The following is an 11,813-nucleotide window of genomic DNA, read 5'->3' on the forward strand; positions in this document are numbered from 1 at the left end:
GGGACTCCAATAACAAAAATGAACCGAAGGTCAGATCGCCGCGGCGGCAAAATGCCGTCCCGGGCGCGAGATCATACCAGACCGGTTTCGGCGGCCGGAGCGCCGAGCGGCAGGCACGCGTCCACGTCGCGCAGCTCCCATGCCCGCCCGTACTTGGAGATGCTTCGCTTGCGGATCCCCGCCGCGCTCAGGTAGCGCGCGAGCCACAGCGGGAACGCGCGCGGCGTCTTGACCTCGAGGATCGAGGTTCCCTCGGGCAAGACGAGCCGCCCGACGTCCGGCCCGCAAAGGGCAACGTCGTCCCAGCGGACGCGCACCCTTTGGTCGAAGGTGAGGCGAAGGTCAAAATCCGAGCGCCCGCGGTACGCGACGCGGTCGTAGGCCAAATACGCGCAGGGCCTGAGCCCCTCGTAGCGCCGGCAGGTCCAGTCGAGCTCGCGCTCGATCTGCGTCCGGGGACGCCCGCGCCCGGCAAGAAGCTCGGCCGCATCGGCCGGCGCGAGCTCGCAGCGCCGCTTGTACACGACGCCGTCGCACTTCTTCTTGAGCTCCACGAAAACCGGGTCGAAGGGATGCGGCGTCCCGTAGCAGCGGGTACGGACCTTCTCCTTGTAGTCGGGGTGCTCCGCGGACCTGCGCGCGAGAAGCGCCGTCGGCGTGTCGTAGTAGACGTTGCGCACCGTGGAGGGACCGTGCTCGTCGGGCACCATATTGGCCGCGACGAGCTCCTCGAGCGAGGACCTTTGGTCGCCGTCGAGGAGGAACTTGGTCTCGTAGCGTTTGAACACGAGTTGATTTTTGGGGCCTGAGCCGCTCATAACACTCCCTTCTCTTCGCTGACGAGAGAAGCGTAGCCAACCGAGCTTAAAATCAGCTTTAGGTAAACGCGCAGGTCAACGCATACGCAGAAGACACGCGACACTTTTTGCTTCCTTAAAATCGCACGGTTGCGCAAGTAGCCGCCCGGCATCGCGCAGGCGGGTCGCCCGGCGTTGCGAAGGCGGGTCGCCCGGCGTCGCGAAGGCACCCTGAGCCATACGGCGGTGTTTTTGCGCCGTTCGAGCACCCGTCCGCGTATCTTGCGCCTTAACGATTCCTGAATTGCCTACTATTTGGATTAACAGTTGAACCAAAAGCAGGGTCTTCACCATGCATTACGTCGCGCAATTCGAGCTCTATCGTTCGGATAACGGCTCCGGATACATCGCCGAGGCCCTCGGACTCGGGTCGAGCGTCGCCCGCGGGAGCAGCAAAATCGACGCGATTCACGCCGCGCACCTGCTTCTTGCCGAGTTTGTCGACAATGCGCTCATGCGCAAGGAGCACCTGCCGGACACGGTGTTTGTGTCGAGTCCCTGCCACGGCGGCGAGATCATCGTACTGAGCGTCGAGCGCGACCTCGACGGCATCCGAGCGATAAGCGCCGCCCGGGCCGCCGAGTGGCTGGGCGTTTCGCGCACACGTATCGGGCAACTCTGCGACAAAGGCTCGCTCGAGTCGTGGAAAGAGGGCGCGAGGCGCATGGTCTCGATCAGGTCCGTCCTCGCACGGGCGGAGAAGCAGGGCAAGGACCTAAGCGCCCGTGTCAGCCTCGGGACTCGCTAGACCGAAGCCCCTTCCGGCAAGTTGCCCGTGGTGAGGATGACGTCGAGCGCGGCCTCGTCGAGCACGGGCACGCCCAGGCTCTGGGCCTTCGTGAGCTTTGATCCTGCGGCCTCGCCGGCGACGACATAGCTCGTCTTCTTGGAGACGGAGCCCGCCACCTTGGCGCCCAGGGCCTTGAGCTGGTTGCCGGCGTCGGTGCGGTTGTACTTCTCGAGGGTGCCCGTCAGAACGAAGGTGAGGCCGGCAAGCGTCTGCGGGCGCTCGGGCTCGGCCTGCTCCTCCTCCAGCACGACGCCCGCCTCGCGCAGGCGCTCCACCACGGCCACGTTCTTCTCGACGCAGAAGAACTCACGCACGGAAGCCGCGATCTTGGGGCCCACGCCGTCGATGGCGGCGATGTCCTCCTCCGTCGCCGTCATGAGGGCCTGCATACTGCCGAAGTGCTTGGCAAGAAGCCCGGCGACGTTGGCGCCCACGTGGCGGATGCCCAGGCCGAAGAGCACGCGGGAAAGGCCGCGGCCCTTGGACTCCCCCACCTGCGCCATGACTTTCTTGGCGATGACCTTGCCCACCACGATGTCGTCGCCGTCCACGGACTGGCGGCCGGTGGACACATCGGCAAAGGCTCCTTCTGTCAGGCGGTCGTAGAAGTCTGCGACGTCGGTGAGAAGCCCCTGCTCAACCATGCGGCCCACGAGCTCGTCGCCCAGGCCGTCGATGTCCATGGCGTTGCGGCTGCCCCAGTGGATCAGGCGCTCGGTGGCCTGTGCCGGGCAGTCGATGGAGACGCAGCGGTAGGCGACCTCGCCCTCCTCGCGGATAACGGGAGAGCCGCAGGAGGGGCAGGCCGCCGGCATCTGGAACTCGACGGCGCCCTCCGGACGCAGCTCAAGCACGGGCCCCACGACCTCGGGGATGACGTCGCCGGCCTTGTGGACCACGATGGTGTCCCCCACGCGGACGTTCTTGCGGCGAATCTCGTCGATGTTGTGCAGCGTGGCGCGCGCGATGGTGGAGCCGGCCACGAGCACCGGGTCAAACTCTGCCACCGGCGTCAGCACGCCCGTGCGGCCCACCTGGATGCGGATGTCGCGAAGGACGGTGCGCTTCTCCTCGGGCGGGAACTTGAACGCGATGGCCCAGCGCGGGGCGCGCGCCGTGAAGCCGAGGGCCGCCTGGCTGGCAAAGGAGTCCACCTTCACCACCACGCCGTCGATGTCGTAGTCAAGGTCGTCGCGGTGCGCAAGGGCGTTGGCGCAGAAGTCGTGCACCTCCGCGGCGCTCGTGCAGCGGGACGCGTTGGGGTTCACGTTGAAGCCGCAGTCGCGCAGCCACTGCAGAAACTGCCACTGGCTACTGACGTCAAGCGGGGCCTCGTCGGCCACGGAGTAGATGAACGTCTCCAGGTCGCGCACGGCCGTAACCTTGGGGTCCTTCTGGCGAAGGCTGCCCGCGGCGGCGTTTCTCGGGTTTGCGAAGGGAGTTCGCCCGGCGGCGTCCGCCTCCTCGTTCAGGCGCACGAAGCTGCGCTTGGGCATATAGACCTCGCCGCGGACCTCCACGCTCTGGCCAAGGCCGCCGTCTTTCACGCGAGATGCGCCGGCGGCCGCCAGCGCATGCGGGATGTCCTTGATGGTGAGCACGTTAGCGGTGACGTTCTCGCCCGTGGTGCCGTCGCCGCGGGTGGCGGCACATTCGAACTCGCCATTCGTGTAGGTGAGCGCCACGCCCAGGCCGTCGATCTTGAGCTCGCAAGTATAGGCCACGGGATGCTCCGGCGTGGAGCCCAGGGCCTCGTCCGTGCGAGCGAGCCACTCGTCCAGCTCCTCGAGGTTCATGGCGTCGTCGATGGAGTACATGCGCTGGGCGTGGCGGACGGGCTCGAACTGCTCGGAGATAAAGCCACCGACGCGCTGTGTGTAGGAGTCGGGGGTCACGAGCTCGGGGTGGGCGGCCTCGAGAGCCTTGAGCTCATGGAGCCAGCGGTCGAACTCGGCATCGGTGACCTCGGGCGCGTCGAGGGCGTAGTACTTGTACGCGTTGGTCTTGAGCAGGCGGTTGAGCTCCGCCGCGCGGGCGCGGGGGCTCGCGAGCGGCGCTAGGCGCAAGGTCTTTCTCGCCACCATGCCAGGCTCCGGCTCCTCGCCGAAAAGCGTGCCCTGGGTGCCGCAATCCGTTTCGCTCATTGTTTCTCCTATTCCAAAGCCGGGCTTGCCGGCTATAATCGCAGTGCTAGAATCAGGAACGGATGGCGCCCGCCGCTAACGGGCAAGCCGTTCTCCACTTTTTTGACTGAATTAAGTGGTAGAGAGTGGCCGTTCCTAACTTAGGGACGGCTATTTTCTTCTGCGCAGATTAATGCCCAGTTGAACTGCCGCGATTACGAGTATTGCCAGTTGTATTGCATCTGAAATGCTCATAAGCCTTATCTCCTTACGAAAAACTCGGAGAATCGGCCCCATCCGCCCCTGATTGTGGGACTAATCCTTACCTAATGTGCGCGAGCCGAGCCACTCGTTGAGGGCCTTCGAGAGCTTGAGCTCAGCGACCAAGTGATCGTAGTAGGCCATCGTGAGCAACGCGTAGCGGCCCTGCCCGTTCTTTGTGAGGAGGATGGGTCTTCTTTACAACTGAACTTGCTCGGGTGTCAGCGCTGGGCTAGGCCATCTGGCACTCGTAGTCGGCGGCGCGGACGGCGGCGAGAAGAGCGTCGTCGGCAACGTCGTCGGCGCAGGCCACGGTAGCCGTGCCGGCCTCAAGGCTGACGTCGACGGACTCCACGCCCGCCACCTGCTGCAGGGCCTCGGTCACGTGCTTCACGCAGTGCTTGCACATCATTCCCTCAACCTTGAGCGTCTTTTCCATCATGTTCTCCTTTGCTTCGCTCGTTGGAACTTCTATGTCTGTGCGGACGCTCACCTCGGCGGGCGCGGCGCACGTCTTGCCAGCTTTACCTGCGACCTCGCTGGGCTTCCAGGTGCGCAGGCGCAGGGCGTTGCCCACCACGAAGACCGACGAGAAGCCCATGGCGGCAGCGCCGATCATCGGGTTCAGCGTGATGCCCGCGCCCACGAGGACGCCCGCCGCCACCGGGATGCAGATGGCGTTGTAGAACAGCGCCCAGAAGAGGTTCTGCTTGATGTTTCTCATCGTGGCGCGCGAGAGCTCGATGGCGCGAGCCACGTCGGCCGGGTCGGAGCGCATGAGCACCACGTCGGCAGAGCCGATGGCCACGTCCGTGCCGGCCCCGATGGCAATGCCCACGTCCGCGCGCGCGAGCGCCGGCGCGTCGTTGATGCCGTCGCCGACCATGGCCACGCGGTGCCCCGCCTCCTGGAGCTCGCGGACGCGAACCTCCTTCTGCGCGGGCAGGACCCCCGCCACCACGTCGTCCACGCCAACGCGAGCGGCCACGGCCTCGGCCGTTGCCTGCGCGTCACCCGTGAGCAGCAGCGTCTTGACGCCCATCTCGCGCAGGCGCGCGATGGCTGCCGCGCTCGTGGGCTTCACGGGGTCGGCCACGGCAACGATCCCCAGCGCACGGCCGCCGGCGGCAAAGAAGAGCGCCGTCTTGCCCTCGGCGGCCAGCACGTCGGCGCGCTCGGCCAATGCCCCCAGCGCCACGCGCTTGTCGCCCATCAGCCGCGCGTTTCCGGCAACAACGGCGCGCCCATCGACGCTGGCGAGAAGCCCTCCGCCCGCGACCTGCGAGAAGCCCTCCACTGCGGCGTCCGCGTCGGCCCCGGGCCACGCGGCGTCCACGTAGGCGCAGATGGCCTCTGCCAGCGGGTGCTCGCTCTTGCGCTCCACGGCGGCGGCCAGGCGCGCGAGGTCGTGCTCGGCCACCCCGGCCACGAGCTCCACGTCCGTGACCTGCGGGCGTCCCGCCGTCACGGTGCCGGTCTTGTCGAGAACCACGTAGTCAATCCCGCAGGCCGTCTCAAGCGCCTCGGCGGACTTGATGAGGATGCCGTTGGCGGCGCCGCGGCCCGTGCCCACCATGATGGCCGTGGGCGTGGCCAATCCAAGCGCGCACGGACAGCTGATGACGAGCACGCTGATGCAGTGGTTGAGCGCGCCGGCAAAGTCGCCCGAGATGGCCATCCAGACCACGAAGGTCACGGCCGCGATGCCCATGACCGCCGGCACGAAGACGCCTGCGATCTTGTCGGCCATGCGCTCGATGGGGGCCTTTGAGCTCGTGGCCTCGTCCACGAGGCGGATGATGCCCGCAAGCGTGGTGTCGTCGCCCGTGGCCGTGGCCTCCATGACAAACCAGCCGCGCGTGGAGGTGGTGGCGCCCGTCACGCGGTCGCCGACGCCCTTCTCCACAGGCACGGACTCACCCGTGATGGCCGACTCGTCAAGAGAGGCCGCGCCCTCAACCACGCGGCCGTCCACCGGCACGGACTCGCCGGCGCGCACGACCACGCGGTCGCCGACCGCCACGTCCTCGGTTGGTACCTCCACCTCCGCGCCGTCTCGCTGGACGCGCGCGGTCTTGGGGGCAAGGTCCATGAGGGCCGCGATGGCGTCGGTGGTCCTGCCCTTGGCGCGCGCCTCGAAGTACTTGCCGAGGTCGATCAGGGCCAAGATCATGCCGGCAGAGTCCAGGTAGAGGCCGTGCATGGCCTCATGTGCTGCTGCCATGTCGCCCGCGCCGAAGGCCCAGGCCATGCGGTAGAGCGCCGCCACGCTGTAGGCAAAGCTCGCGGCAGATCCGATGGCGATGAGCGAGTCCATGTTGGGCGAGCGGTGCCACAGGGTGCGGAAGCCCACGATGAAGTAGCGGCGGTTGATAAAGAGGATCGGCACGCACAGCAGCAGCTGCGTGAGCGCCGAGGCCATCATGTTGTTCATGCCGTCCAGGCCCGGCACCTCCGGCCAGCCAAGCATCGGGCCCATGGCCACGTAGAAGAGCGGGGCGGAGAAGCAGATGGAGACCACGAGCTGCACAAGGCGCTCGTGGATGGCCTTGGCCGCGGTGCCGCCGGGTGCGGGCACCGGCGCAGCCGTGCGGCCGGACTTCCCCGCGCCCGCGGCAGCCACGCGGCGCGTGGCCCCGTAGCCGGCCTTCCCGATGGCGGCAATCACGGCCGCAGCCGTGGCGTCCGTGCCGTCGAAGTCCAGCTCCATGGAGTTCTTGAGCAGGTTGACGTTGGCCTCGGCCACGCCCGTGACGCCTGCCGCCGCCTTCTGGACGCGAGAAGAGCACGCCGCGCAGGTCATGCCCTGGATGTCAAAGGTCTCCCTCACGGGCGCCACCTCACATGAACTTCTTGAAGAGGCCCATGACCTCGTCGACGACCTCGGTGTCGCCGGCCTGGACACGCTCCACCACGCAGGTCTCCAAGTGGTCCTGCATGACCTCGCGCGAGATGGCCTTGACAGCCGACTCAACGGCGGCCAGCTGCGTGAGCACGTCGCCGCAGTAGCGGTCCTCCTCCACCATGACCTTGATGCCGTTGAGCTGCCCCACGGCGCGGTTGATGCGGCGCGTGACGTCGGCCTTGAGCTCGTCGGTGCGCGGCGTGTGCTTGCGGCTGGCACAGTGACAACAGGTCGGCTTGTCGTTCTCGGCCATGAAGCTCCTCGTTTCTCGCATACCCCGAGGGGGTACCTATCGAGAAGGACAATATACCCCCACGGGGTACCTGTCAAGGAAGAATGGCGCCGCCAAGGATGACAGTCACGGGTGACAGGCAAAGCGCGCCCGCCAAACGAAACATTCATCCTAGGCAGGGCCCGTTGCTCAGGACCCGTTGCCCGAAACAGCCACCCTTGACAGACGCCAGACTACTCGATCTCGCTGGGTTCGGCAGCACGCAGCTCCTTGAACTTGGCCTGCATGGTGGGGTTCTTGTAGGTGAGCTTGCGGATAGTCAGGCCGTCTGCCTTGTCGTTGGCCAAGCGCAGCTGGCGCTCGGAGCTCGTCAGGTTCTCCTTGACCTTCTGCAGGTGCTGGATGGTCTTGTCGATCTCGTCGATGGCGGCGTCGAACTTGCGGCTGGCGGCCTCGTAGTTCTTGCCGAACTTCTCCTTGAAGTCGTACAACGCGTCCTCGAAGCCCGTGATGTCGATGTTCTGCTGCCGGATCTCGGCGAGCTCGCGGCGCGCCTCCACGGCGTTTTTGCCGGCATTGCGCAGAAGCGAGATCATCGGCAAGAAGAACTGCGGGCGGATCACGTACATCTTGGGGTACAGGTACGACACGTCGACGATGCCGTTGTTGTAGAGCTCGTTGTCGGGCTCGAGCGTCGAGACGAGCACCGCGTACTCGCAGCCCTTGTCGCGACGGTCCTTATCGAGTTTCTTGAAGTGGTCCTCGTTCTTCTTGCGGTTGACGGAGGCGTCGTCCTCGTTCTTCATGTCGAACATGATGGACACGACCTCCACCCCCGACTCATCGAGCTCACGGAAGACGTAGTCGCCCTTGGTGCCGTCCACCACGTCGTTGTCCTTGTGAAACTCCGCGTTGGGGAACGCCATCATGCGCACCTGGTTAAAGGTGTTCTCGCAGTGCTGCTCGAGCGTCTCTCCGATCAGTTTGACGGACAGGCGCGAGCGCTGGTTCTTTATGCGCTCAATCTCGTCGTCGAGGTCGCGGATCCGCTGGTCTTTTTGGCCGACCCTCTCGAGCATCTCCTTGCGCAGGCTGTCCTCGGTCTGCTGGCGCTCTATCTCGGCGGCGCGGAGATTGCCCTCGAGCTCGACGATGCGCTTGTCGCGCTCGCCGGTCGCCTGGGCGACGGCGAGGGTCTGCTGGGCCTGACGGGCCTCCTCGGCGGACCTCGCCGCGCCCTCGAGCTCCGCAATCCTGCGGTCGCGCTCCGCGAGCGTCTGGGAGGCCTTCTGCCTGGCCTCCGAGAGCTCCTCGGCAGCCTTCTGCCTGGCCTGCGCGAGCTCGGTTTGGGCGGCGGCCCTGGCCTCGGCAAGTTGCGTCTGGGCCGTTGCCTGCGCCTGCGCGAGCTCGGCCTTGAGCGCCGAGAGCTCGCCTGCGGCCTTGGTCTCCGCCTTCTCCCGGGCGTCGTCGGCGGCCGTCCTGCTCGCCTCGAGCTTCGCCTCGAGCTTCGCGATGAGCGCGTCCTTCTCGGCCGCGCCGGCACGGGCCTCCTCACGCTGCTTGGAGGCGCTTGTCTGGGCCTCCTCGCGCGCCTTTGCCACGGCAGCCGCCACGGCCGCCTCCTGCTCGCGCCGCGCCACCGTAAGGCGCGCGGCCATGTCACGCTCGAACTCATCGTCGCGCACCTGCTTGACGATGCTCGCGTACTCGGACTCGTCGACGGTGAACACGCGGCTGCAGTGCGGGCACTTGATCTCTGCCATGGGTACCCCCTTGTTCGTTGGTTGCTCAAAGCATACTCGACGCACCGGACAACAATTGCCCGGGCGCATAATTGAGTCCCGGGACCAGCCTGTCCGTTAGGAGCCGATATGAAAAGGCTGCCCGTCGCGATGCTCTTGCTCGCCGGAGCCCTTGTCACAGGGGCGCTCCGGCGCATCCGTAACGTCGACGGCTTCTGCGAGCGGCGCTCGGGATCGATCGACCACCTCCCCCGGCGACACCTCGCCTTCGCAGTCGGCCCCGGTCGCCACCGTGCCGACCACGACGACCGCCTCGCCCGATTCCTCCGAGGAGCTTCCCGACGTGAGCGGTCGACTCCCCTACCAAGGCATGCCGCAAGCCTCATCGACAAGACCTGGCTCGGGCCCGCCGACGAGGTCGGTGACGAGATCAGCGGCGAAAAATTCAAGGGAAGCAAGCCCCGCAAGTAGTGCTCAAAAGACGGCGAGCACATCCTCGTCTTCACCGCATACGTGCTGGACAGCGAGGTCGTCAAGATCGAGAAGTCGGCCCTTAGCAAGCCGTATTGGTACGACGGGAGCGTCACCGGCCGCGATCTTCCCGACCTCTACGGCACGGGCGAGTCGGCGCCCGAGTCCGCCAAGACCGCAAAGCCCGACCCGAACGGCTGGGACGACCCCGACGACTACGCCGACGATTGCTCCGGGTACTTCGCCAACCGCAGCGAGGCCTACGATTATTGGTGCGAGGAGATGAGCTACGAGGAATAGCCAGGCCGCGCGCCAAAATACAGGGATGGCGGCAGTTTATTGCGTGCCGCCAGAGTAGCTGTTTTACGGGCAACGCATCTACCTGCGGTTTTATTGATCGCAAAACGCAGGCTACTCGAAGGGTCCGTAAAAAACTGCCGCCATCCCTGTTTTTTGCAGCCGGTCGGCCGGGAACGACGCCGCGTAGGTGATGACGGGCCATAAAGAGACCTCTTAGAGCCAAAAACGGGGACCCGCCGCACCGGCGAGCCCCCGTCCGAGTCGATTTGCCTAGGCCTTAGTTGCCGTAACCGTAGCCGTAGCCGTTGTTACCGTAACCGTTGCCGTACCCGTTGCCGCCTGAACCGCCGTTCTGCCGCTGCATGAACTGGTTGAACAGGTCGTACAGGTCAACCGTGGAGTCGGAGTCGGTGTTGTTGTTGAGGTAGCTGTTGATGTCCGAGGTGACGGACTGCTGCTTCTGCAGCTCCTCGTCGTCGTCGAGCGTGACGTCGAAGGTCTTCTCCTCGGTGCCGCGCATGACGGTGACCTTGACCGTGTCGCCGATCTCGTGCGAGCGCACGGCGAGGATCACGCCGTCGGCGGAGGTGATGGCCGAGCCGTCCATGCCGATGATGATGTCGCCCTTCTGGATACCGGCATTCGCGGCCGGGCCGTTCTCGGTGACGTCTGCCACGTAGGCGCCGGACGTCACGGAGAGCTTATTGGCCTTGGCGTTGCTCTCGTTGACGGTCTGCATCGACAGGCCGATGTGGGCGTGCGTCACGGTCTCGCCGGCGATGATCTTCTGCGCGAGCTTGACGGCGTAGTTGCCGGGGATGGCGAAGCCGATGCCGGCGAAGCTCTCGGTGCTGGAGGTGTACAGGGTGCAGATGCCGATGAGCTTACCCTCGGAATCCACGAGCGCACCGCCCGAGTTGCCGGGGTTGATGGAGCAGTCGACCTGGATGAGGTTCGTGTAGAGCGTGTTGCCCGAGCTGCTGGTGAGGAGCTCGTTGCGCGTGAGGGCGCTCACGATGCCCTGCGAGACGGACTGCTCGAGGCCGAAGGGGCTGCCCACGGACATGACCCAGTCGCCGACCTGCACCGAGGAGGAGTCGCCGATCTCGATGGGGGTCACGGAGGCGCCGTTGAGGTCGACCTTGAGCACGGCGATGTCGGAGCTGGAGTCCGAGCCGACGACCGTCGCGTCGTAGGTGGTGCCGTCGATGGTGACCGAGACGGAGTCGGCGCCGTCGATGACGTGGTAGTTGGTGATGATGTTGCCTTCGGTGTCGTAGATGACGCCGGAGCCGAGGCCCGAAGACGAGCTCGAGCTCACGTTGACCGTGCAGACCGAGGGCAGGGCCTTGGCGGCCACGGCGTTGGCGGTGGAGGTGTCCTCATCGCTCGGGGTGATGGTCACGGACTGGCTCGTGCCCGAGCTCAGGGCCGTGGAGCTCTTGCCGATGACGCCGGTGGCAAGAAGCGCGCCCGTGAGCAGGCCCGCGCCCACGACGCCGCCGACAAGGCCAAGGATGAGCGACTTGGCGCCGCCGCTCTTCTTGGGCGAGGGCTCAGGGGTCGTCGCGAGGCCCGGCTCCTGGCCGGGGATCGGCGGGACGGTCGAGCCGCCTCCCGCCTGCGGCGCGGAATAATCAACGCGCGCGTGTCGGGCGGTCGTGTCGGCAGGGGCAGCGAAAGGCTCGGCCTGGCCCGCGGCGAAGGGGTCGGGGGCGCCCTGCTGGTGAGCCGCGCCCTGGTAGGCGTTCTGGTCGGCAGCCTGGTAGCTCTGCTGCGCCGGCTGCCGGGTCGTCGGCTGGGCCGGGACCTGCGTCGTCGGCGGCTGCGAGGTCGTGTCCGCGCCTGTGTAACCCGTGGCGAACGGATCGTTACTGTACTCGTCCAAATTCTCTCCCCTCCCGCCGGGCGACCCGGTGGTTCGGTCTTGTGCGTCCATTGGCAATGTACCCCACGGCGCTTACAGATTACTGAACCAAGCAACGGTCACGTTTGCGGCATGACACTTTGAAATTGCTGAAAACCAGTGTACGGCTCACCAGCGGACCGGCTGCATTTTTGGGCTCTATGACGTTTATGGTGGGTAGCACAGCGTCGACGTCTGCGCCGAGAAGTCCAGCTTCCCGAGCCTG

At 66.0% G+C, this 11,813-nt stretch carries 9 protein-coding genes; 3 read left to right on the plus strand and 6 right to left on the minus strand.

What is annotated here, in order from left to right:
• Nucleotides 1-71: 71 nt before the first annotated feature.
• Complete coding sequence (locus U5709_RS01135) at nt 72-818, minus strand: polyphosphate polymerase domain-containing protein (RefSeq protein WP_321970969.1); 747 nt, start codon at nt 816-818, stop codon at nt 72-74.
• Nucleotides 819-1,149: 331 nt separating this feature from the next.
• Here U5709_RS01135 and U5709_RS01140 point away from each other — a divergent pair, with 331 nt between their 5' ends.
• The gene (locus U5709_RS01140; RefSeq protein WP_321970968.1) at nt 1,150-1,605 is read left to right on the plus strand and encodes a hypothetical protein; all 456 of its coding nucleotides are present in this window, start codon (nt 1,150-1,152) and stop codon (nt 1,603-1,605) included.
• Here U5709_RS01140 and ligA read toward each other — a convergent pair.
• The 4 genes from ligA to U5709_RS01160 form a co-directional block, all read right to left on the minus strand.
• Nucleotides 1,602-3,731, minus strand: a complete 2,130-nt coding sequence (gene ligA / locus U5709_RS01145) for an NAD-dependent DNA ligase LigA (protein ID WP_321970984.1) — start codon at nt 3,729-3,731, stop codon at nt 1,602-1,604. The genes U5709_RS01140 and ligA overlap by 4 nt on opposite strands.
• Before the next feature lie 532 nt (nt 3,732-4,263).
• Entirely contained in the window at nt 4,264-6,861 is a 2,598-nt protein-coding gene (locus U5709_RS01150; protein WP_321972570.1) for a heavy metal translocating P-type ATPase, read from the minus strand.
• Between the two features lie 10 nt (nt 6,862-6,871).
• Nucleotides 6,872-7,189: a metal-sensing transcriptional repressor gene (locus U5709_RS01155; protein WP_321970966.1), complete on the minus strand. Its 318-nt coding sequence runs from the start codon at nt 7,187-7,189 to the stop codon at nt 6,872-6,874.
• A 212-nt stretch (nt 7,190-7,401) separates the two neighbouring features.
• On the minus strand, nt 7,402-8,931 hold the full coding sequence (locus tag U5709_RS01160) for a DUF2130 domain-containing protein (RefSeq protein ID WP_321970965.1): 1,530 nt from the start codon (nt 8,929-8,931) through the stop codon (nt 7,402-7,404).
• A 108-nt stretch (nt 8,932-9,039) separates the two neighbouring features.
• On the opposite strand from U5709_RS01160, the gene U5709_RS01165 reads away from it, so the two are divergent.
• Together U5709_RS01165 and U5709_RS01170 are read left to right on the plus strand one after the other, a co-directional pair.
• A complete protein-coding gene (locus tag U5709_RS01165; RefSeq protein ID WP_321970964.1) occupies nt 9,040-9,381 on the plus strand; it encodes a hypothetical protein in 342 nt (113 codons plus the stop codon).
• A 42-nt stretch (nt 9,382-9,423) separates the two neighbouring features.
• Nucleotides 9,424-9,681 (plus strand): hypothetical protein, encoded by a 258-nt coding sequence (locus U5709_RS01170; RefSeq protein WP_321970963.1) that lies wholly within the window; start codon nt 9,424-9,426, stop codon nt 9,679-9,681.
• 277 nt (nt 9,682-9,958) lie between these two features.
• On the opposite strand, the gene U5709_RS01175 is transcribed toward U5709_RS01170, so the two are convergent.
• Nucleotides 9,959-11,569: a S1C family serine protease gene (locus tag U5709_RS01175; RefSeq protein WP_321970962.1), complete on the minus strand. Its 1,611-nt coding sequence runs from the start codon at nt 11,567-11,569 to the stop codon at nt 9,959-9,961.
• Nucleotides 11,570-11,813 lie beyond the last annotated feature (244 nt).

Source organism: Paratractidigestivibacter sp., from assembly GCF_963660155.1.
In the GTDB taxonomy this organism is placed as follows: Bacteria; Actinomycetota; Coriobacteriia; order Coriobacteriales; family Atopobiaceae; genus Paratractidigestivibacter.

Coding starts and splice junctions, on each gene's coding strand:
- U5709_RS01135 (WP_321970969.1), bottom strand. CDS start 818: ATGAGCGGCTCAGGCCCCAAAAATCAACTCGTGTTCAAACGCTACGAG.
- U5709_RS01140 (WP_321970968.1), top strand. CDS start 1,150: ATGCATTACGTCGCGCAATTCGAGCTCTATCGTTCGGATAACGGCTCC.
- ligA (WP_321970984.1), bottom strand. CDS start 3,731: ATGGTGGCGAGAAAGACCTTGCGCCTAGCGCCGCTCGCGAGCCCCCGC.
- U5709_RS01155 (WP_321970966.1), bottom strand. CDS start 7,189: ATGGCCGAGAACGACAAGCCGACCTGTTGTCACTGTGCCAGCCGCAAG.
- U5709_RS01160 (WP_321970965.1), bottom strand. CDS start 8,931: ATGGCAGAGATCAAGTGCCCGCACTGCAGCCGCGTGTTCACCGTCGAC.
- U5709_RS01165 (WP_321970964.1), top strand. CDS start 9,040: ATGAAAAGGCTGCCCGTCGCGATGCTCTTGCTCGCCGGAGCCCTTGTC.